This is a genomic window from Mucilaginibacter sp. CAU 1740 (assembly GCF_039839285.1).
Lineage (GTDB): Bacteria > Bacteroidota > Bacteroidia > Sphingobacteriales > Sphingobacteriaceae > Mucilaginibacter.
In genome coordinates this window covers 872,798-893,387 of the sequence record NZ_JBDOQS010000001.1, presented here as the reverse complement: position 1 = coordinate 893,387, position 20,590 = coordinate 872,798, and the positions used below count along the sequence as shown (strand labels likewise).

At 43.4% G+C, this 20,590-nt stretch carries 19 protein-coding genes; 7 read left to right on the top strand and 12 right to left on the bottom strand.

Translation table 11 applies throughout. From position 1 onward, the window contains the following. Nucleotides 1–190: 190 nt before the first annotated feature. Nucleotides 191–2,110, bottom strand: a complete 1,920-nt coding sequence (gene nagB / locus AAFN85_RS04085) for a glucosamine-6-phosphate deaminase (RefSeq protein WP_347525682.1) — start codon at nt 2,108–2,110, stop codon at nt 191–193. A gap of 112 nt (nt 2,111–2,222) precedes the next feature. Here nagB and AAFN85_RS04080 point away from each other — a divergent pair, with 112 nt between their 5' ends. Next, nucleotides 2,223–3,416 carry an anhydro-N-acetylmuramic acid kinase gene (locus AAFN85_RS04080; RefSeq protein ID WP_347525681.1) on the top strand — a complete coding sequence of 398 codons (1,194 nt, stop codon included), beginning with the start codon at nt 2,223–2,225 and terminating at the stop codon, nt 3,414–3,416. Nucleotides 3,417–3,558: 142 nt separating this feature from the next. Here AAFN85_RS04080 and AAFN85_RS04075 read toward each other — a convergent pair whose 3' ends face one another. The 6 genes from AAFN85_RS04075 to AAFN85_RS04050 form a co-directional block, all read right to left on the bottom strand. Further along, the gene (locus tag AAFN85_RS04075) at nt 3,559–5,034 is read right to left on the bottom strand and encodes a hypothetical protein (protein WP_347525680.1); all 1,476 of its coding nucleotides are present in this window, start codon (nt 5,032–5,034) and stop codon (nt 3,559–3,561) included. Next, nucleotides 5,015–5,590 (bottom strand): hypothetical protein, encoded by a 576-nt coding sequence (locus tag AAFN85_RS04070; RefSeq protein WP_347525679.1) that lies wholly within the window; start codon nt 5,588–5,590, stop codon nt 5,015–5,017. Before AAFN85_RS04070 ends, AAFN85_RS04075 begins: the two co-directional genes overlap by 20 nt. A 49-nt stretch (nt 5,591–5,639) precedes the next feature. Beyond that, a complete protein-coding gene (locus AAFN85_RS04065) occupies nt 5,640–6,218 on the bottom strand; it encodes an RNA polymerase sigma factor (protein ID WP_347525678.1) in 579 nt (192 codons plus the stop codon). A gap of 267 nt (nt 6,219–6,485) precedes the next feature. Then, complete coding sequence (locus AAFN85_RS04060) at nt 6,486–7,043, bottom strand: ATP-binding protein (protein ID WP_347525677.1); 558 nt, start codon at nt 7,041–7,043, stop codon at nt 6,486–6,488. Nucleotides 7,044–7,163: 120 nt separating this feature from the next. Continuing rightward, nucleotides 7,164–8,471, bottom strand: a complete 1,308-nt coding sequence (locus AAFN85_RS04055) for a M20/M25/M40 family metallo-hydrolase (RefSeq protein ID WP_347525676.1) — start codon at nt 8,469–8,471, stop codon at nt 7,164–7,166. Nucleotides 8,472–8,474: 3 nt separating this feature from the next. After that, on the bottom strand, nt 8,475–10,346 hold the full coding sequence (locus AAFN85_RS04050) for a PDZ domain-containing protein (protein WP_347525675.1): 1,872 nt from the start codon (nt 10,344–10,346) through the stop codon (nt 8,475–8,477). Nucleotides 10,347–10,494: 148 nt separating this feature from the next. Here AAFN85_RS04050 and AAFN85_RS04045 point away from each other — a divergent pair, with 148 nt between their 5' ends. Beyond that, entirely contained in the window at nt 10,495–10,776 is a 282-nt protein-coding gene (locus tag AAFN85_RS04045; protein WP_347525674.1) for a hypothetical protein, read from the top strand. An 8-nt stretch (nt 10,777–10,784) separates the two neighbouring features. Here the strand turns inward: AAFN85_RS04045 and AAFN85_RS04040 are convergent, their stop codons facing one another. Genes AAFN85_RS04040 through AAFN85_RS04030 form a run of 3 tightly spaced genes read right to left on the bottom strand, consistent with a single transcriptional unit; the run spans nt 10,785 to nt 12,974 of the window. Further along, complete coding sequence (locus AAFN85_RS04040; RefSeq protein WP_347525673.1) at nt 10,785–11,129, bottom strand: HepT-like ribonuclease domain-containing protein; 345 nt, start codon at nt 11,127–11,129, stop codon at nt 10,785–10,787. Then, nucleotides 11,119–11,415 carry a nucleotidyltransferase domain-containing protein gene (locus AAFN85_RS04035; protein WP_347525672.1) on the bottom strand — a complete coding sequence of 99 codons (297 nt, stop codon included), beginning with the start codon at nt 11,413–11,415 and terminating at the stop codon, nt 11,119–11,121. The genes AAFN85_RS04040 and AAFN85_RS04035 overlap by 11 nt, the downstream gene beginning before the upstream one ends. A gap of 26 nt (nt 11,416–11,441) precedes the next feature. Continuing rightward, a complete protein-coding gene (locus tag AAFN85_RS04030) occupies nt 11,442–12,974 on the bottom strand; it encodes a serine hydrolase (RefSeq protein WP_347525671.1) in 1,533 nt (510 codons plus the stop codon). 108 nt (nt 12,975–13,082) lie between these two features. On the opposite strand from AAFN85_RS04030, the gene AAFN85_RS04025 reads away from it, so the two are divergent. Further along, entirely contained in the window at nt 13,083–15,266 is a 2,184-nt protein-coding gene (locus AAFN85_RS04025) for a DPP IV N-terminal domain-containing protein (RefSeq protein ID WP_347525755.1), read from the top strand. A 210-nt stretch (nt 15,267–15,476) separates the two neighbouring features. Here AAFN85_RS04025 and ssb read toward each other — a convergent pair whose 3' ends face one another. Together ssb and mutY are read right to left on the bottom strand one after the other, a co-directional pair. Beyond that, on the bottom strand, nt 15,477–15,890 hold the full coding sequence (ssb, locus tag AAFN85_RS04020) for a single-stranded DNA-binding protein (RefSeq protein WP_347525670.1): 414 nt from the start codon (nt 15,888–15,890) through the stop codon (nt 15,477–15,479). Nucleotides 15,891–15,914: 24 nt separating this feature from the next. Continuing rightward, nucleotides 15,915–16,964, bottom strand: coding sequence for an A/G-specific adenine glycosylase (mutY, locus tag AAFN85_RS04015; RefSeq protein WP_347525669.1), 1,050 nt, complete (start codon nt 16,962–16,964; stop codon nt 15,915–15,917). Nucleotides 16,965–17,448: 484 nt separating this feature from the next. Between mutY and AAFN85_RS04010 the strand changes: the two genes are divergently transcribed. The 4 genes from AAFN85_RS04010 to AAFN85_RS03995 all read left to right on the top strand — a co-directional run bounded on the left by AAFN85_RS04010 (nt 17,449) and on the right by AAFN85_RS03995 (nt 20,469). Continuing rightward, nucleotides 17,449–17,742, top strand: coding sequence for an HU family DNA-binding protein (locus tag AAFN85_RS04010; RefSeq protein ID WP_347525668.1), 294 nt, complete (start codon nt 17,449–17,451; stop codon nt 17,740–17,742). A 15-nt stretch (nt 17,743–17,757) separates the two neighbouring features. Next, a complete protein-coding gene (locus AAFN85_RS04005) occupies nt 17,758–18,618 on the top strand; it encodes a tetratricopeptide repeat protein (protein ID WP_347525667.1) in 861 nt (286 codons plus the stop codon). Between the two features lie 22 nt (nt 18,619–18,640). Next, nucleotides 18,641–18,730, top strand: a complete 90-nt coding sequence (locus tag AAFN85_RS04000; protein WP_008506795.1) for a hypothetical protein — start codon at nt 18,641–18,643, stop codon at nt 18,728–18,730. Between the two features lie 188 nt (nt 18,731–18,918). Beyond that, nucleotides 18,919–20,469, top strand: a complete 1,551-nt coding sequence (locus AAFN85_RS03995) for an Rne/Rng family ribonuclease (RefSeq protein WP_347525666.1) — start codon at nt 18,919–18,921, stop codon at nt 20,467–20,469. The last annotated feature ends 121 nt before the right edge of the window (nt 20,470–20,590 follow it).

Genomic DNA, 20,590 nt, shown 5'->3' with positions numbered 1-20,590 from the left:
TGGAATGTGCAGTGGAAGGGAGGGGTTTATACGCCAAGTATTGGATAAGCTGGGCGATGAAACCCCTCCCTACACCCTCCCAGGTGAGGGAATCGCACAGGCCTCGCTTTTTTTACTTTCTGCCGCTATAGTTTCCTCACAGCAATTATGCAAAGCGCCCGTGTTTTCACGGGCGCTGGGTCAAAATCTATTAAAACATATATCGCTTAAACGCTTCCATCGCCTCATACTCGGCGAGGCCAAGGCGGTCATAGCGTTGAGCAGTGTCGCGGGTGCGATCTTCTGCACGTACCCAGAACTCACGTGCATCGTCGCCAGGGAATACCGGTCTGTCTTTTTGCGATTGGTGTTTGAAAATGGCGTTACGCTTGCGGATAACTTCCTGTGGCGATAGTGGCACGGCCATTTCGATCTCGTGCGTTTCAAACTCGTGCCATGCACCGCGGTACATCCATAACCAGCAATCCTCTACCCATGCTTCTTTGCCTTTCAGTCTCTCTAATGCAGCAAGGATAATTTTGAAGCATACAAGGTGGGTTCCATTAGGGTCGGCAAAATCGCCTGCTGCGAAAATCTGTTGTGGTTTTATTTTTTGAAGTAAGTCGATAGTTAACAGGATGTCTTCCTCTCCTACCGAGTTCTTTTTGGTTTTACCTGTTTCGTAAAATGGTAAAGCCATAAAGTGGATATGATCGTCCTGCAAACCGGCATACCTTGCACCAGAAATAGCTTCCGTTTTACGGATAAAGCCTTTTACGTTACGGATCTCCTGCGTGTCGATCTCGTTAGGTTGTTTGGTTGGGAAAAAGGCACGCATTTCTTCATATGATTTTTGAAGATGTGCTGCGTCTTCGCCGATAGAGTTTGTAAAATCTATCGCAAACTCCATATACCTCAATACATCGTCATCCCATACCGCGGTATTGCCCGAAGTTTGGTAGGCTACATGCACATCATGCCCCTGATCAACCAAACGGATAAATGTTCCGCCCATCGAAATCACATCATCATCCGGGTGTGGTGAGAAAATGATGGAACGTTTTTTAGCAGGCAATGCCCTTTCCGGCCTTTGCGAATCGTCGGCATCTGGTTTGCCACCCGGCCAGCCGGTAATGGTATGTTGGATCTGGTTAAAAATATCGATGTTGATATTGTACACCGGGCCTTGCTCAACAGCCAGTTGAGCCATACCGTGAGTATTATAATCTTCTTCAGTAAGTTTCAGTACAGGTTTATTGATCTCGTTGGCTAACCAGATCACGGCTTTCTTTTTCAATTGATTGTCCCAAACACAATCTTTCACTAACCATGGGGTATCAAAACGGGTTAGGTCTGATGCAGCCTCAACATCCAGCACAAACTCCACATTATCTGATAGTTGCAGATAGGTAGCAGGTACCTCGCCCGAGATCTCACCTTCAACAGCTTTTTTAATGATTGGCGCTTTCTTTTTGTTCCAGGCCATCAAAATTATCTCACTTGCTTTGAATATCGTACCGATACCCATGGTGATGGCTTTGGTTGGCACGTTGGCTTTACCACCAAAATCTCTTGCGGCATCGGCCCTTGTAAGGTCGTCAAGCGTTACCATACGGGTTCCCGAGTTTGGTGCCGAACCTGGTTCGTTAAAACCGATGTGACCGGTACGGCCGATACCCAATATCTGCAGATCTAAGCCGCCCAAATCCTCTATCTTTTTCTCATATTCCAAACAAAAAGCTACAACCGCTTCGGTATCCAGTGTACCATCCGGAATGTGAACATTCTCTTTAGGGATATCAATATGGCTAAACAAATTATCGTACATGAAAGTCACATAGCTTTGGGCTGCTGTGGGTTTCATGGGATAGTACTCGTCCAGGTTGAAAGTGATCACGTTTTTAAAACTCAGACCTTCTTCGTTGTGCTGGCGTACCAGTTCGCTGTAAACCGCAATAGGGGTTACACCGGTGGCCAGACCGAGCACAGCCTTTTCGCCACGGGCCTGTTTGGCTTTAATCAGCTTCGCTATCCTGTCGGCTACTGCTACCGAACCAGCTTTCGCGTCGCTGTACACGCTTACCGGTAGTTTCTCGTACCGTGTCTCTTCCAATAAATTTAATCGTGCCATGTAATTGGGAAATGTTTTGAGGTTTTTGTTCCAAAACAAATATATCAGATATTTACAAAGCACCGCTATTAAATTAACTTTTAAAGGCCGCGCCGGTAAACAAATTAAGCCTATGGTTCCCTTAAATTCCAACTTGCAACACCTGTTCAATATTGCCCAAAAACCAACAAAAATGGGCATAGGCTTAATGTCGGGCACATCGTTGGATGGGCTGGATATAGCCCTATGCAGGTTCACAGGCAATGGCATCAGCACTCAATTTGAGCTGGTAAAATTTATCACCATCCCCTACCCCGAAAGTTTTAAACAGGAAGTACAGCAAGTATTTGCCAAACGCCAGGCCGATTTGGAAAAGGTGACTTTGCTTAATGCCTACATCGGCACCTATCATGCCGAATTGATATTACAGGCACTACATGAATGGAACATTCAACCCGCTGAAGTTGATTTCATTGCCAGTCACGGCCAAACTATTTACCATGCGCCCAAACGTTTGCATCAGCATGCAAACTACCCCAACGCCACCCTACAAATTGGCGACGGCGATCATGTAGCAGTTAAAACCGGGATTTTCACTATTTCCGATTTTCGTCAAAAACACATAGCAGCTGGTGGCGAAGGTGCCCCTTTAGCTTTATATGGCGATGTATTGTTAGGCAACAAAAGCGGCGAGAACCGGGTGCTACTTAACGTCGGTGGCATTGCCAATTTAACATGGCTACCCGGCGATAATGATTTCAGCAGGGTGCTCTGTACAGATATTGGCCCAGGTAATACGCTGATAGATGCTGCCTGCCGTAAATACTTTAACAAACCATTTGATGAAGATTCGGCGATAGCTTATAAAGGTACTGTAAACCAGCCTTTATTGGAAGCTTTACTTGCTCATCCGTTCCTAACAGAAAAAGCCCCTAAAACTACCGGACCAGAATTGTTTAATCTTGACTTGGTTGCGGAAGCGCAAAAAGCATCATCTACCGAAAATATTAGCCCTCAGGATTTAATCAGCACACTTAGCGCATTCACAGCAGCGTCAATAACTTCCTTTATAAAAGAAAATATCAACACTCATAACCTAAAAATCTTCACCAGCGGCGGCGGAGCAAGGAATCCATTTGTGATTGGTGAATTGAAAAAAATGTTGCCAGATGTTTTTGTTGACGATAGTAATGCGTTAGGCATCAACCCTGATGCTAAGGAGGCGATATTATTTGCTTTGCTGGGAAATGAAGCCTTGAGTGGGGAGCCGGTGAAGATAGGAGATAATCCCGAGGTTTTGATGGGAAAGTTTAGCTTTCCGGGGTAAATATTTATTCACGCAAAGACGCGAAGACGCAAAGTTTTTTTGTGGTTGGCTTCAGAGTTTTAAGAACGCTAAGACGGCAAAGCTTACTTTATACAAAACGTTGCGTCTTAGCGCCTTTGCGTGCTAAAAAATCTGCGATTTATCAATCAAAACTCACACTACCATAACTGGTACTGATAGTAATAGTTTTATCACTGTTCCCCTTACCTAAATGTCCTTTATAGGTTTTGGTAGGATTATAACCACGCTCGCCATCGGCAGGGGTTTTGCTGGTGATATTAACATCGTGACCGTTATAATTAAAGCTACCGTAACGTACAGTGATATCAAAATCGGCATTCTGGGCATCACTTACACCTAATTTAACGCTCGAGTATGATGAATTGACCGACAGGCTTTTTACATTCTTATCCACCTCGCCAATATTAAGCGCGCCGCTAAATTTTACATTGATATTTCCTGATGTGGTGATCTTGCCAATTTTTGCCGAACCGTAGCTTACATCTGCATTAATTTTATCGCAATCGCCAAGGCTCAGGCTACCGTAGGCTACATCTAAATCACTTCCTGTTAAAGTTTCGATAGTGGCGCTGCCATATCGCACCCTAATCTGACTGGCTGGATGAGTTAAGGCCTTAGCCCGCAAGCTTCCGTATGAATTACTGATATTTAGTTTGCCGCTCAAATCGGGCAGTTCAGTACTTCCATATTTGTTACTAACATTAAGCGGGTTTTTAGCCGGCATGTAAACGGTATAATTGATCTCCATTTTACGTACCGAATTCTTTTTCCCGAACAACGATCCCCATATTCCGCTGCCATTATCATCACTATCACCCTGGTTAATTGAGGTACGGAATGATACGCCCGAGCCATCTTTGTTATCTCTGATGGTTACGGCATCAAGCATTTTTTGCACTTTATCTTCGTCATTAGCACCAACCACTATCTGCACATCAACTTTCACCTCGTTTTTTGTCCAGGTGTTTACAATTACTTTGCCGTATTTATTGTCGATGTTAATTACGTCGTTGCCATCAATCGAGTAGCTTTTGCTGTAGCTTTTGATTTTCTCAACAATATCGCCGCTTTGCACTTTTTCTTTGTAGCTGCTGTTATCGTCATAACTAAAGCTGAAATTCTGGTCGAAGTTTTTAAAGCCGAAGTTGATGTTAGGGCTTACCATCGTATCAAAGTTCTGGCTAAACACCATGCTGTCAAACTTCGGAAACTTCATGCTATCCAACGATTTAAACTTAAAGCTACTATCGTTAAAATTGAATTTATGCAGCTTGCTTAAGCCTTGCAGGTTTTTCATTGCCGACTGCATTTGCAAACGCATTTGCTTTTGCTGCTGCACACGCAGACTGCTCATTTGCTTTTGCAGTTCGCGCATTTTAGCGTTCAGCTCCTTCATTTTTTGCTTGTACTCTTTACTGTCGGTAGCGGGTGTCCAATCGTCGCTGTCCATTTCATCGGCCGGCGGCGGAGTAGGTGGTGTTTTAGGCTTCACCGCGGGTTTGGGAGCTACAGGCTTTACCTGCGCAAAGTTTGCTGTGCTTAGGGTTAGCAAACCGATAAGCACAAGCAGGGCTACACTAAATATTTTTGGTTTCATTACTTTGTTCCTTTTTCATCTCGTTAAACTGGTCAATTACATTTAATTGCTGAGTCAGCACCTCGGTTTGTATTTGCAGGTTCCGGATCATTGCGCGTAAAACACGTTCCTGGTTAGGACTGGTAGCTAAATCATTGTTTAGTTTTTTATAGGTCGAATCCATTTTAGCTATCTCGGCGCTGAACTCCTTGTATAGCTGCGGATCATTTTTAGATGCTGTTTTAAGTTGGGTAAGCTTGGTTTCAACCAGCGAGGCATAATGCACCTGTTGTTGCGCATACTCGGGGTTAATGGCGGCCAGATCTACCCCTTTGCTGCCTTTTTGGCTTTGTAAATACACGCCGAACCCTATCCCCATTACGATGATCACGGACGCGGCCACTTTGAGCACGAAGCCCAGCGAAAAAGTTTTTGCTTCGCGCTTTTTGGGCTGCTTGTCCTCCTCGTCCAAAAAATTGAGTTGCGCCTCAATTTTACCCCATAAATCAGCCGATGGTTCTATGTCGTTAAATTCTTCTTTGTTGTTATGCATGAAATCTTCAAATCGCTTGCTCATGATACTGTTCCTTTCCTGTTTAAAATTTCAATTAACTTCCTTTTAGCTCTCAAAAACTGCGTTCTTGATGTGATACTGTTCCTTTCCTGTTTAAAATTTCAATTAACTTCCTTTTAGCTCTCAAAAACTGCGTTCTTGATGTGTTTTCTGATATATTCAATATTTGGCCTATTTCTTCGTGATCGTAACCTTCAAGCAGGTACAATGATAATACCACACGGTAACCATCGGGCAATAATTTCATGCCTTCTTTTACACGGGCTACCTGGTATTGCACATCTTCATCGTCCCAACCTTCATCGTCGGCAATGTTATCCATATGCCCGTCTTCCAGCTCAACCAGCTCCAGCTTGCGTTTACGCAGCATATTGATAGACCGGTTTACCACGATCTGCTTTAACCAAAGGCCAAATGTGGTATCCTGCCTAAAATCCTTCAGCTTGGCAAAGGCATCCACAAAAGCTTCCTGCAAAACATCTTCAGCCTCGGCAATATCGCCCACAATCCTGAAGGCCACATTCAGCATAGCTTTCGAGTAAAGGCGATAGAGTTCATAACAGGCTTTTTTGCTGCCCTGCTTGCACTCAACTACCAGGTTGTAATGTTTATCAATATATAACGCTTCCAAGTTTGTGATCAGCTTCAGGTTAATAGACGCAGGGCATTTTGCAACGTTGCACGCATACAGTAAAATAATTTTTTATGTGGGATAATTTTTTTGAAGTTGTTGAGTTACGACCGCTGATTTGGGGTGATTACGTTGATTTCGCTGATTATTTGAACTGCGACTTGAGAGGAATTAACTACTATGTTCCAAATCGTCATTGCGAGGTACGAAGCAATGACGGCTTTTATATGTTTTCAGACGACATATAACCAGATTCTAACAATTAAATCAAACGTCAATAAAATCTACAGAATCACCCAAATCGGCAGTTAAAAAATTGTCTATTTCTCTTAACGCATTGTAATATCTATCGCTTCCCAAACCCGATATTACTACATAATTAGCATTGAGGGCCTGCAACTCCTGGTGCCATATGTTCATAAAATATTCGCGTTTGGTGGGAAAGTTACGCAGAGGATCGTCTTGCCAGGGCAGGTCGATATCTAATAATAAGTAAAGGTCGTAAGGATGGCGGGGAAGTTCGTCAAGAACCTCTTGCGGAGCATGACCGAAAACTTCTTCGCTCCAGATTTTTACAGTTAAAAAAGTAGTATCGCAGATGAGGATCTTATTGGCTTGCGGCAGCAGCTTTTTTTCGAGTGCCAATTGGCCATGAAACATGTTTATTTCATCCTGAAAGGTACAGTCGCCTACAAGGTTGGCGCAATACTCACGCGAGTATTCAGGCACGGCAAGGGTATTATAGTGTGCGGCCAGGTATTCGGACATGGTTGATTTGCCTGTCGATTCGGGGCCTACTACTGCTATTTTGGGGATGGTGTTCATGGAAGGCCAAAGTTAATATTGTCTGAACCGGAATTTGGGGGAATTAAAGAATTTATGAATTTACTTAGTATTCTGTTAATTCACGTAATTCTCCCAAATTCAGGTTCAGACAACTAATCTTTATTCCTCCCTCTTCGGCACCCGTTTCGGCGTATCCTTACCCGAAACTATGCTGCGCGAACTTAAGGCTATCGCCCTAATGGTTGAAGTGATATTATTAACATCCAATGAGCTAAACTCGTCGCCAACGGTGTGGTATAGTTTGTCGATATCGATCTGATCTGTTGAGATAGTGTGGGCCGGTACGCCAACTTCGGCCAGGGAAGCGTTATCGCTGCGATAAAACAAATCCTGATCGGGATATGGATCCGGGTAAAATTTAAAGGCAGTACCTTTAAGGTTTTTTTGAAGGATGGTACCGAAATCTGATCTTTCAAAACCGGTAATGAATGCCGAGTTAGTGCCAAATTTTGATGCCTTTCCTATCATCTCGATATTGAACATAGCCACCACTTTATCCGGGTTTACCTGTGTAGCAAAATATTGCGAACCGTACTCGCCAATTTCTTCGGCAGTGAAAGCAACAAAGATTAATGTACGAGCATTGTTATTTAGCTTTTTGTAGTACTTAGCAAGGCTTAGTACCGCGGTTGTACCCGAAGCATCATCGTCGGCACCATTAGCTATACTATCGGTTTGGCCGGGTTTATCTGGTTTAAGAATGCCGAGGTGATCATAATGACCTGAGAAAACTACGTACTCATCTGGTTTGGTTTTACCGCGAATAATTCCGGCTACGTTAAACAAAGGCAACTCCTTAGTATCAACCTCGCAATTAACCTCGAAAGTGGTAGCGTTGTCAAACTTACCCAGTACAAATACAATAGGCTGTTTTGCCTTGCCCTTAAAATTGGTAGCACCTGCACCCAGGAAACCTTTAACCCGGCCAAATAAGGCTTGAAATTTAGGGTCGACCAGCAATATCGCATTAGTGCCTTTTTTATAGGCTTTACGGTATTCGGCACGAAAATCCTTATCCGGGCTAACTGTTACTACTTCTACATCTTTATTGCTTGCCCAGGTAAATGATTCGGCGGCGGATGCGAACGCGCTGTCAGCAACTACGGGCTTACCGTTAATGCTCACCTTTAAACTAACCGGGGTTGAACGTACCATACTGAAGTTTTGGCGGTAACCTTTATTACCCTCCATTGGTTTAAGACCGGTTTTCTTGTATTCAGCCTCAATAAATTGGGCTGCTTTCTCAATGCCGGGTGTAAATGTGGCACGGCCCTGCATATCATCGGCCGAAAGGGTTTTGATGATCCGGGTTACATCGGACTGATCGATCAGTTTGTTTACGTCTTGCGCAAAACTGTATGCCGAAAGGCTTAATAAAGCCGCAGTGGTTATAAATACTTTTTTCATGATTTATTTGACTTTGCTTTGCAGCCAGTTGTTACGAAATGTTTCCTGATCTTTACTTAATTGCATACCTGCTTTTTCGAAGGTTACCACTTCAAAATACGGGCTTTCTTCTAACGTAATGGTAGTTTCATGAGCGCCAGTGCGATTTTTGTAGTTCACAACCAGTTTATCGCCCGGTTTCTTACCAGCCACAATATCGTTAAAATCTTTCTGCTCTTTAATATCCTTGCCATCTACTTTCAGGATCACATCGCCGGCATCAAGACCCGCTTTGTAAACAGGTGTGCCAATTGTAGTGCTTGATAGTATTGGCAAACCTTCGGCACCTGCCGGGCGTACCTGTCCTGATCTGCCGCGTGCGGGCTGCGCGGCTAATGAGCCAGCCCAACCTTTGCCCGGTTGTGCTTTGCGCAATAACAATCCCGCTTTGGCCAGTAATTGTTCATAGTTATTTTTGTCGATGCCGTTAACGTAACGTTTAAAGAAATCGGCAGCGAATTTTGGGTTGTTTGTTACTTTACCCAGATCGGCTTGCAGATCAGGGATAGTATATGGCTTCATTACCTTGCCGCGGTTTAACCAAACGGCGCGCATATAATCATCAAGCGTTAGGTTAAACTCGCTGCGTAGACGCAGATCCAATGCGAGAGCGATAGCCCCGCCATAAGTATAGTAGCTGGTAAAATCGTTGGTATTATTATTAGGATCGATAGATACACCGGCATCGGCAAAAACAGAATAACGGCTCATTTGCGCGGCAGAGTATTTAGCTGCACCGGGAGTATTTAAAATTTGATTTACCAAACCGGCAATGGTGCCTGTATAATCATCAAGCGAAACAAAACCCGAACGCTCCAATAACAGCTCGCCATAGTATTGTGTAAAACCTTCGGCAAACCATAGCTCACTGCTCATATTGGCATGCTCAAAATTAAACGGCTCCAACGATTTTGGGCGGATGCGTTTTACATTCCAGCTGTGGAAATATTCGTGCGCAAATACGCCCATCAAATATTTTTCGCTACCCTCAACTTTTGGTGCCGGAATAGTGATACAGGTTGAATTGCGGTGTTCCATACCATCGCCGGATACGGTGGGATTGATATCGGTAACGAAAGTGTATTCGCCAAAATCATAAGTTGGCAATTCGCCAAACACCGCTTTTTCTTCCACTACCATTTTCTGGATCATTTTAGCGAAATTATCTACCACAACCTGGCTATCATCAGAATGGATGCTGAGGTTGATCTTTTCTTTTTTGCCATCGGTATTGGTTACTTCCCAACTGCTTACATTGTTGTTTGAAAGCTCGGTAGGGCTATCCATCATGTACTGCATATTTGGCGCGCTGTACACATTGGCATCAACGTGTTTTAATTGGGTTGATACTTTCCAACCCAATTTATCCAGATCGTTAAAGGCAAAGGTAAGCGGACGTTTATCTTCGCCTACCACCCACATAAAAGTTGCAGGCATATTGAAATGCGCGTGACTTGGATCGATAGAGGCATAGGTACCATCAGTCCAGTTAGCAAACAGGGTATAAGTTATTTTTACCGACGATGGGTGATCGCCAACCTGGTAAACATCGCCTTCAAGCTGTGTTAATTCAAGTTCTTTTCCATCAACATCGGTAGCTTTAACGTTGTAAATGTTTTTTCCAAACTCGTGCGTGGCGTAACGCCCGGCAGATGAGCGGCTCATCCGCACTTTAAACGCCCCCGTAGGTGCCTGCGGAACGGTCATGGTTATTTGGGCCTCGTGGTGGGCCACATTAGGGAACGAAACTTCGTAATAAATGGCTTTTTGTGTCTCCTGCGCCATAGCGTTAAATGCCAACAGCGAAGCCGCACTGAATAGTAGTAATTTTTTCATCAACTTAAATTAACTGCGCTGAAATTACTATTTAATCGGGAAAGTTTAATATCAATGTTATTATATGACCTGCTTACATCCCTCCCCATTTATAGCATTAACAAGTAATGCGCTTATTTATGCGTACATTTAAAGAAATTACGCCAACATGATCCTCTTTTCGAAACGAAACCTGCATTACACCGACTACAAATGGAACGCTTACCTTTATAACGATCCGCGTGTGACCGGCAAGCCCGATGATACAGTTTTCACTAAGGATGAGGGCAATGAAGTAATTTACCTCATCAATAAACTGATGCTGATGTGGGATTATCGCTTTGCTAATACCGGCAATAAAATGGAAAAACTCATTCACGATAAACTCCCCGCCGAAATTACCCGCCAGGACGAAGTACAGGAATGGTTAAAGGTTAATTTGAAGTTTTAAGGGAGATATTAAAGAAGGGCTAAGACGTCGAGACTTTTTTGTTTTAATATCGGCAGATCGTTAACAATAACCTGCCATATTAATTCAAAGTCGACTCCAAAATACTCATGTACAAGGATGTGCCTCATGCCGATGATCTGTCTCCAATCTAAATCAATAAACAGGGCTTTAGTTTCTGGCGTGATATAATTTGCAGCTTCACCAATTATTTCGATTTGTTTTACGCATGCAAAACGCATCATTGAGTTACCTATAAAAGTATTCTGATCCGAATTGGCAGTGTAAGTTTGAATTTCATCAATCGCTTCAACAATATGAAGCAATCGCTGCTTATCTCCTATTTTACCTTTCATATATCAGGATTTTATCTTTATCGATAAAAGGAGAAAGGTGTTTGGAAATAGCACGAGATGAAACAAGATCGATCTTTTTATGGAGCCTTTGCCCAAGGTCTTCCTGCATGGTTACAAAACCAAGGCCGATATGCTTTGAGTAATCAAGATCAACCAATATATCTACATCACTATCATTTTCAGCTTCGTTACGCGAGTATGAACCAAACAAATAGGCCTTCACTACCGGCTGCCCGGAAAAGTAATCCTTTAGTGTTTGTATTTCGTTAGCTGATAATTGCATCATACAAATATAACATCCAGCCCTCTATATCACAACTTCTTAAACTCATAAGCCGCCTGTTCCACAAAGTCATCTACTTTAACCCGCACACTGGTAACATCGCCATTTTGCACTGTAAAAGGGAAAACAGCCTTGCCTAATATCGGTTCCGAAAAAGTTACGTAAAAACGATTGCCGCCAAGGGGCTGCATCAGCGCATACATTTTAGGGTGATGCTCAAAACGCATCTCGAGGTTATTGTTTTGCCCTTGCGTGATCTCCATATTGCCGTAAAACTCATTGCTGTATTTGCCAAGGTATTTGTTTACCGGCAAAGCAGGTTTGGGGTTAAGCGCTATTGAATCTTTCAACTTTCTATCAATGGCCTGCGCGTTTGCAGCGTTAGCTCTGAACTTTTTAAGATAGGTTTCGCTATAGTTGCGGAATGATTGTTTCAGGTATGCATCGAGGATATCCCAGCGTAGGGCTTCAAAAATTTCGTTCTGGTCGGTATTGGTGAGGATCACGATGCCCAGATTTTCCTGCGGTACAAGCGTTACTGTCGATAGGTAACCCGTTACCCCTCCATCGTGCATAATTAAACGATGATTTGAATAATCCTGAATAAACCAACCCAGTCCATAAAGCTGAAAGTTGGTTTCGCCGTTCAGGTGTTGAACGCTGCCCACAATATCCTGCGGCTGGCGGGTGGCCTGAATTGCCGCCGCCGGGATCACCTGCCGTTGGCCAACCTTTCCGTTATTCAGCAAAGCCATAACCCATTTACTCATATCATTTACCGACGAACTGATAGACATTGCCGGTGCCATATCATCCAGCTGTCCGTAAGGTACCGGCGTTAACCTGCCATCAACAATGGTATGCGGCACGGTGCGGTTTATTGATTTAGGCAGATCTTTGGTTAGCGCCAAACTATTCCCCATACCTAGCGGAGCGAAAATAGCTTCTTTAATATACGCCTCCCACGAATGCCCGTTGGCAACCCTCGGGATGATCTCGCCAGCAGTTAAAAAGGCCGAATTGGTATATCCCCAACGGGTACGGAAGGGATAAACGGCTTTCATTTTACCCAAACGCTGAATCACATCTGCCCGAGTAAGGTCGGTGTTGTAAAAAGTGAAATCGCCCTGAAAAGTTTGAAAGCCCAGGCGGTGGCTAAGCAGGTCGCGCACTATCACCTCATCGGTTAAGTTTTTATCCTGCATTTTAAACTCGGGAATGTATTTGGTTACCTTTTCATCAAGCGAGAGTTTTTTGTTAGCTTCCAGCATGGCCAACGCAGTGGCGGTAAAAGCCTTGGTATTGCTGCCTATCATAAACAGGGTATTCTCATCAACCTTGTTCATCAGGCCCAGCTCTTTAATACCATAACCTTTCATCAGTACTATCTTGCCATCTTTTACAATACAAACGGCCATACCAGGAACCCGCCAATTGGTAAGGGCTTTGCTGATGTACAGATCTAAACTATCCCTAATGAACTTGCTCCTATCGGCATGCTGTGCGCTTGCCGATGCAGAAAAAAGTGCGAATGCAACGATTAATAGAAGTATTTTTTTCATTACAGATGGCTTTAGATTTGTTGATTGTGCTAAATTAACGCAAAATTTACAGAGGCATTACTTAATAAATAAAAATAAGGCCACTCTATTAATTCAAACTAAATGAACATGAAATTTTACCGTTCGGGATTAACTTTCCTTACCGCGCTGCTGCTAACTTCGGTGCAGTTCAATGCTCAAGCGCAACGTACCGGTGTTAACTGGACCCGCGATGGGTACCAGTATTACCGCATTACCGGTGGCCAGATCCAAATGATCGACGCACGCGACACTTCGAAAAAAACTGTATTTGTTACCAAAGAAGAATTGACCCCAGCCGGTCATGCCGCTATTAGTGTTAAAAGGTTCACGGTTAGTGATGACAACAAAAAAATACTGATCAACACCAACACCAAAAAAGTTTGGCGTTATGATACCCGCGGCGATTATTGGGTTTACGATAGCAACACCAAAAAACTTTGGCAGCTGGGCAAAAACCTGCCCGAATCATCATTAATGTTCGCCAAATTTTCACCAGATGGAACTAAGGCAGCTTATGTGAGTGGCCATAATATTTATATGGAAGATTTGGCCGATGGTTCGGTTAAAGCGTTAACTACCGATGGTACCCGCACCTTGATTAACGGTACCTTTGATTGGGTTTATGAAGAGGAATTTGGCTGCCGCGATGGTTTCCGCTGGTCGCCGGATAGCAGATCTATCGCTTACTGGCAGTTAGACGCCAGCAAGATCAAAACCTACAAAATGCTCAACACTACCGATTCGATCTATCCTTTTGTAGTTCCGGTTGAGTATCCTGTAGCTGGCGAAGATCCAAGCTCGTGCAAGGTTGGTGTTATTACTGTTGGTACAGGCAAAACCACCTGGATCAATGTTCCGGGCGATGCCGTGCAACATTATATTCCTAACATGGAATGGGCAGCAAACTCAAACGAAATTGTATTGGAGCAATTAAACCGCGCCCAAAACGAAAGCCGCATTTTTATCGGCAATGTATCAAACGGCACAACCCGCGCTATCCGCGAAGAGCATAACGACTCGTGGATAGACGTTAAGGAACGTGTAGCAGGCGGCGACCCGGTTGGCTGGGGCTGGATTGAAAAAGGAAAAAGCTTTGTTTGGCTAAGCGAAAAAGACGGCTGGCGTCACCTATACAAAGTAACCCGCGAAGGCAAGGAAACTCTGATCACCAAAGGCAACTACGATGTGATCAGCATTGATATGGTTGATGAGGCTTTAGGTTATGTGTATTTTATCGCCTCGCCAGATAATGCAACTCAAAAATACCTGTACAAAATTAAACTGAGCGGCGGCAAGGCCGAGCGTGTTTCGCCTGCTGATGAGCCGGGCACACACAGCTACGATATCTCGCCCAATGGCAAGGTGGCTTTGCATAAATTCAACAACAGCTACACCCGTCCGCAAAGTGAGGTAGTAAGCCTGCCCGAGCATAAACACATTGCCGGCACTGAGATCAGCGTTGATAAATCAGCCAAAAACAAACCCGAGTTTTTCAAAATAAAAACTGTTGATGGCATTGAAATGGACGGCTGGATGATGAAGCCAACCAATTTCGATCCTAATAAAAAATACCCTGTGTTATTCACCGTTTACGGCGAACCGGCAGGCCAAACCGTAACCGATACCTGGGGTACCGGTCGTAATGGATTGTATGAAGGCAGCATGGCCAATGATGGTTACATCTACATGTCGGTTGAAGGCCGTGGTGCACCTGCGCCTAAAGGTGCTGCATGGCGCAAGGCTATTTACAAAAACATCGGTATCATCAACATCCGCGACCAAGCTATGGCCGCTAAAGAGATCATTAAATGGCCTTTTGTTGATTCAAGCCGCATTGCAGTGCATGGCTGGAGCGGTGGTGGCTCTTCAACTCTTAACCTGATGTTCCAGTATGGTGATATCTATAAAACAGGCATCGCGGTAGCCGCGGTAGGCGATCAGCTTACTTACGATAACATTTACCAGGAGCGTTACATGGGCGTACCTACAGATGATGCTGGTCGTGCGGCATTCATTAAAGGTTCGCCTATTACTTACGCTAAAAACCTGAAAGGTAACCTGCTGTACATTCACGGTACCGGCGATGATAACGTACACTACAAAAATGCCGAAGAGCTGATTGATGAGCTGATCAAATACAACCGTCAGTTCCAGTTAATGTCGTACCCTAACCGTACGCACTCTATTTCTGAGGGTGAGGGTACTAATCAGCATTTAAAAACTTTGTTTACGCAGTATTTGAAGGCTAAGTGCCCTGCGGGAGGAAGGTAGGATATACCCCAAACCCAACACGTCATTGCGAGGCACGAAGCAATCCCCAATAAGCAGAGGGGCCATGCAAGTCCACCCTGTAAGTCGGGGATTGCTTCGTACCTCGCAATGACGTTTTTTATAATTGATTTACTCTCAAACAAAACAGCCCCCGGAAAATTCCGGGGGCTGTTTTGTTTTCTGGGGTTTGGTTAGTAAAGTACCATCAAATTAATAATTCCCCTCATCCGGCAAATCGTCAACAAACGACTCTCCATTTCTTGATGAGGTTTTCTGAGTATCGGCATCAAAATCGCTTTTGCGACCAAGCATAGTAAAGTTTTCGGCTACAATTTCGGTAGTGTACTTTTTTACGCCCTCTTTGTCTTCAAAAGACCGGGTGCGTAATTTGCCTTCTATATAAACCAGCTTTCCCTTCGACAGAAATTTGGCCGCTATTTCTGCCAATCCCCTCCACATTACAATGTTATGCCACTCAGTTTGTTCAACCTTGCGGCCATCCTTATTGAATGTTTCTGAAGTTGCTAAAGGGAAACTCGTTACAGACACCCCACCTTCTAAATTTCGTATTTCGGGGTCTTTCCCCAAGTGGCCAACGAGTATTACTTTGTTTATTCCAGACATGCCCTAAATTAACGCAAAATTATTTTACAAATTAAAAATATTTTTTAATAATATAAATACAATTTTCGGCAAAGCCAACTCCCGCAGGTTTTGAACATCTGTTTTCATCCAGTTTTTATCGGTTTTTATTACCGGTTGACCATCTATTTTTATCAACCTTACAAAAAGCCGCTGGTGTGTTAAAATGTGTTTATGAACCGGCGAAACTTCGGTAGCCTCGATCGTATTACCAAAAACGCTTAAAACCTCTGGTTGTTTGAGTAATTCATTTAAAGGCAAAACAGACGCTGTTTCAACCATTGGCAAGTCGAACATATTGGCCCAGATATCGTTTTCGCCCCTTTTATTCATTAAAACTGTATCGCCATCGGTTATCAAAAAGTAATTAAAAAAGCGTTCGCGCACTTTTAAGGTTTTCAGCTTAACCGGTAAAGCGTTGATGGCATTGGTTTTAAAAGCTCCACAATCCGGGCGTACGGGGCAAATGCCGCAAGCCGGATTTTTGGGCTTGCATAGCATCGCGCCAAACTCCATCATGGCCTGGTTATGCAATCCCGGCATTTTCTTATTAAGAAAATCATCCGCAAGCTTTTGAAATGTTTTTTTGCCCTGGGTAGAGTTAATGGGTTCGTAGATGCCAAAGTAACGGGCCAATACCCGGTAAACATTTCCATCTACAACAGCCTTCGCCTCATTAGCTGCAAATGATGAGATAGCCGCGGCTGTGTACTCGCCTATGCCTTTTAATTTAATGAGATCATTATAACTATCGGGGAACCGTCCGCCATGTAATTCCTGAACCAAGCGGGCTGTTTTAAGCATGTTGCGGCCGCGCGAGTAGTAACCAAGGCCTTGCCATAATTTCAGGATCTCATCTTCGTGCGCGGCAGCGAAACTGCTTACATCGGGGTATTTTTCCATGAAGCGGTAAAAGTAAGGCATCCCCTGCTCTACACGGGTTTGCTGAAGTATCACTTCTGATAGCCAGATGGTGTAGGCATCGGTTGTGTTGCGCCAGGGAAGGTCTCGTTTGTTTGCTAAGTACCATTGTACTATTTCGTCGGCAAAATTCATCGGTGTAAATGTAATGATGTGCAGGTGGATTGGCTGTGCTAAAAACAAACACAGGAAGGATAATCTGAGCGGCGAGTTTACTCATCCCGACATCGCTGCGCTCGTCACCCTTCTCTACTTCGTAAAGAAGGGGTTTTGAAGTTCCTTATTTTCCTCACCCTCTTTACAGCTTGCTGTAGAGAGGGTGGTCCAGCGGAGCGTAGACCGGGTGAGTAAATCTACACGCGCTCACCTACGTCAGGCCTACATTCCCACTGATACACTTAGTGTAAAACAGTACATTTCTCATCTTAAAAACTTCTCACAAAACAGGCACTTCATCAATCATTTATAAGGCTCTCATACTCAAAATTGTAACGATAATGTAGGTTTTACGGGCTGAACAAAAAAAATCGGATAAATATTTCGCTGTTAACGGATAAAGCAATACTTTTGCAACCCCAAAACAGTTAAGTATTTATAAAAAAATTTAAGTAAATAAGATATGACTAAGGCAGAAATTATAACTGAAATCTCATCAAAAACAGGTATAGAGAAAGTAGACGTGCAAGAAACTGTTGAGGCGTTTTTCAAAGTTGTTAAAAGCTCGATGGTTGGCGGCGAAAACGTTTATGTAAGAGGCTTCGGTAGCTTTGTGGTTAAAAAACGTGCTAAAAAAACAGCCCGTAACATTTCAAAAAACACTGCCATCATTATCCCTGAGCACTTTGTACCAAGCTTTAAACCAGCTAAAACTTTTGTTGAGAAAGTAAAATCAGGTAACAAAAGCAGCAAATAATTATACGCCATTATCATGAATAAAAAACAAATAGCAGTTAGTGCAGCCGTAGTTGTTATTATGGGCTATTTGTATTTTTTGCCTGTAAAAGGCCTGGTTAAACCAAAAGACGATAAAAAAGGCAAACCGGCCATGACTGCCGAAGCAGGCGCTAAAAAACCTGCCGCCAATGTTACCGTTGATATGGTATCTGAACCTGCAAAAGCCGCTATTGGGGGTGCGCTTTCAGCTAAGATCAACGACCTTGAAGGCCAATTAAAAAAAGCATCCGGAACCGACGCGGTAGCCCTGCAAAGGGAACTTGCCAAACAGTGGGACGATGTTAACCAACCTGCACCCGCCGCGTTTTACTACCAGGCTGCTGCCCGTGAGCAAAACAAAGTACAGGACTGGGTAAACGCAGGTAACCGTTTTAATGATGCATATAAACTAACACAGGATACTTTATTGCAGCCCGCTTTTGTAAGCAACGCCGCCGAAGCATTTCAAAATGTTTTAAAGCAGCAACCCGAAAGCCTTGAAGGTAAAACAGGCTTAGGTATAGCTTACGTAAACGGTGCAGCAGGCCCCATGCAAGGCATCGCGCTTTTGCTTGAGGTTGTTAAAAAAGACCCGAACAACTGGAACGCTAACCTTAACTTAGGTATGTTCGCCATGAAATCGGGCCAGTATGAAAAAGCGGTTGGCAGGTTTAAAACACTGCTTACGCTTGACAGAAAAGAGAAACTTGAGCCAACGTTTTACCTGGCCGAAAGTTACAAGCAACTTGGCATGAAAAAGGAAGCTATCGAAGCTTACCAAAAGTGCAAGGAAATGATGCCTGACCCTGTATTCAGTCAGCGCATTGATGGATATATCAAGGAATTAAATAACTAACACACATTTAAAAATTATTATTATGCCGAGCGGTAAAAAACGTAAAAGACACAAAATGGCTACCCACAAACGCAAAAAACGTTTAAGAAAAAACAGACATAAAAAGAAATAAGCTTTTTTATTAAGTCAATAGTTCTAAGTCTTAAGTATAAAGTCTTTATGATTTTAAACTTCCGACTAATAACTTAAGACTCAATAAGAAGAGTTTTACCTGCCTCAATACGGGGCGGGTACTTTTTATTATTAGCGTTTTTATCCCAATATTAACTTACGGTATTTGCCGTTAAAATGGAGTAGCAATTGATAAAGGAATTAATTATCGATTCATCCCCTAACGGAGCTACTATTGCATTACTACAGGATAAACAACTCGTAGAACTTCATAAAGAACAGGTTACCAACAATTATACTGTTGGTGATATATACCTGGGCCGCATTAAAAAAATTATGCCAAGCCTTAACGCTGCCTTTGTGGATGTTGGTTATGAGAAGGATGCCTTTTTGCATTATCTTGATCTGGGGCCGCAGGTGCAAAGCCTGTTAAAGCTTACCAAACAAGTACGTAGCGGGGGATATCAATCAAAGCTATTGGATGGGTTTAAGTTGGAGGCCGATATCAATAAGGGAGGAAAGATCTCTGAGATATTAACCAAAAATCAGCTTATACCGGTACAAATAGCTAAAGAACCCATATCAACCAAGGGGCCACGCTTAAGTTCCGACCTGTCAATAGCAGGCCGTTATGTTGTTTTAGTACCTTTTTCGGAAGCGATATCAATTTCGAAAAAAATAAAAAGCAATACCGAGCGTAACCGCCTCCGTAAGGTTGTTGAAAGCATTAAGCCAAAGCATTTTGGCGTTATCATCCGTACAGTATCAGAGGGTAAAGGTGTTGACGAACTACAGAAAGATCTGCTCGATCTGATCTCGAAATGGGAACAGTTTATAACTAAACTGCCATCAGTTGAGCCATCTAAAAAAGTTTTAGGCGAAATTGGGCGTACATCAACTATCCTGCGGGATATTTTGAACCCCGATTTTCAGCACATCTATACCAATGATAATGGTATGTTCGAAGAAATTCGTTCATACATTCATGAAATTTCGCCCGATATGGAAAATATCGTCCGGTTGCACAAGCATAAGGAGCCGATATTTGATCACTTCGGAATCGAAAAACAAATTAAAGGGGCCTTTGGCAAAACAGTTAACCTTGCCGGTGGTGCTTACCTGGTAATTGAACATACCGAAGCCTTGCACGTTATCGACGTAAACAGCGGTAACCGCACGGCCAGCAAAGAAAACCAGGAAGAGAATGCCTACCAGGTAAACAAGGAAGCTGCTAAAGAAATTGCAAGGCAACTGCGCCTGCGCGATATGGGTGGTATAGTGGTGATCGATTTTATCGATATGCACAAACCGCAAAACCGCAAGGAGCTTTTTGATTTTCTGCGTGCCGAAATGCAGTACGACCGTGCCAAGCACACCATTTTGCCTCCAAGCAAATTTGGTTTAGTGCAGATCACCCGTCAGCGTGTAAGGCCGGAGATGAACATTGTAACCAGCGAGGTTTGCCCAACCTGCAACGGTACCGGCACTATAAGGCCAACCATTTTGCTGATGGACGATATTGAAAACAATTTCAATTTTATCCTGACCGAGCAAAACGAAAAGGGCATAACCCTGTGTGTACACCCGTACATTGAAGCCTATATTAAAAAAGGCATCTACAACCGCCAAATGAAGTGGTTTGTTAAATACGGACAGTGGATAAAGGTTAAAAGTAACCCATCCTACCAGATCACAGAGTTCCATTTCTTCTCATCAAAAGACGAAGAAATTAAACTGTAAAACTTTCAGAAGTGCAACTGTTTGAAAATAGCACAACATTAAAGAAATTTAAAAGAGCAGGTGTTTGGATGAGCACCTGCTCTTTTTTTTGTTTTAAGCGCAAGCATACATTTTACAGGTT

Bases quoted from the DNA above. Each gene is read 5' to 3' on its own strand.
- nagB (WP_347525682.1), bottom strand. From the start codon at position 2,110: ATGGCACGATTAAATTTATTGGAAGAGACACGGTACGAGAAACTACCG.
- AAFN85_RS04080 (WP_347525681.1), top strand. From the start codon at position 2,223: ATGGTTCCCTTAAATTCCAACTTGCAACACCTGTTCAATATTGCCCAA.
- AAFN85_RS04075 (WP_347525680.1), bottom strand. From the start codon at position 5,034: ATGAAACCAAAAATATTTAGTGTAGCCCTGCTTGTGCTTATCGGTTTG.
- AAFN85_RS04070 (WP_347525679.1), bottom strand. From the start codon at position 5,590: ATGAGCAAGCGATTTGAAGATTTCATGCATAACAACAAAGAAGAATTT.
- AAFN85_RS04060 (WP_347525677.1), bottom strand. From the start codon at position 7,043: ATGAACACCATCCCCAAAATAGCAGTAGTAGGCCCCGAATCGACAGGC.
- AAFN85_RS04055 (WP_347525676.1), bottom strand. From the start codon at position 8,471: ATGAAAAAAGTATTTATAACCACTGCGGCTTTATTAAGCCTTTCGGCA.
- AAFN85_RS04050 (WP_347525675.1), bottom strand. From the start codon at position 10,346: ATGAAAAAATTACTACTATTCAGTGCGGCTTCGCTGTTGGCATTTAAC.
- AAFN85_RS04045 (WP_347525674.1), top strand. From the start codon at position 10,495: ATGATCCTCTTTTCGAAACGAAACCTGCATTACACCGACTACAAATGG.
- AAFN85_RS04040 (WP_347525673.1), bottom strand. From the start codon at position 11,129: ATGAAAGGTAAAATAGGAGATAAGCAGCGATTGCTTCATATTGTTGAA.
- AAFN85_RS04035 (WP_347525672.1), bottom strand. From the start codon at position 11,415: ATGATGCAATTATCAGCTAACGAAATACAAACACTAAAGGATTACTTT.
- AAFN85_RS04030 (WP_347525671.1), bottom strand. From the start codon at position 12,974: ATGAAAAAAATACTTCTATTAATCGTTGCATTCGCACTTTTTTCTGCA.
- AAFN85_RS04025 (WP_347525755.1), top strand. From the start codon at position 13,083: ATGAAATTTTACCGTTCGGGATTAACTTTCCTTACCGCGCTGCTGCTA.
- ssb (WP_347525670.1), bottom strand. From the start codon at position 15,890: ATGTCTGGAATAAACAAAGTAATACTCGTTGGCCACTTGGGGAAAGAC.
- mutY (WP_347525669.1), bottom strand. From the start codon at position 16,964: ATGAATTTTGCCGACGAAATAGTACAATGGTACTTAGCAAACAAACGA.
- AAFN85_RS04010 (WP_347525668.1), top strand. From the start codon at position 17,449: ATGACTAAGGCAGAAATTATAACTGAAATCTCATCAAAAACAGGTATA.
- AAFN85_RS04005 (WP_347525667.1), top strand. From the start codon at position 17,758: ATGAATAAAAAACAAATAGCAGTTAGTGCAGCCGTAGTTGTTATTATG.
- AAFN85_RS04000 (WP_008506795.1), top strand. From the start codon at position 18,641: ATGCCGAGCGGTAAAAAACGTAAAAGACACAAAATGGCTACCCACAAA.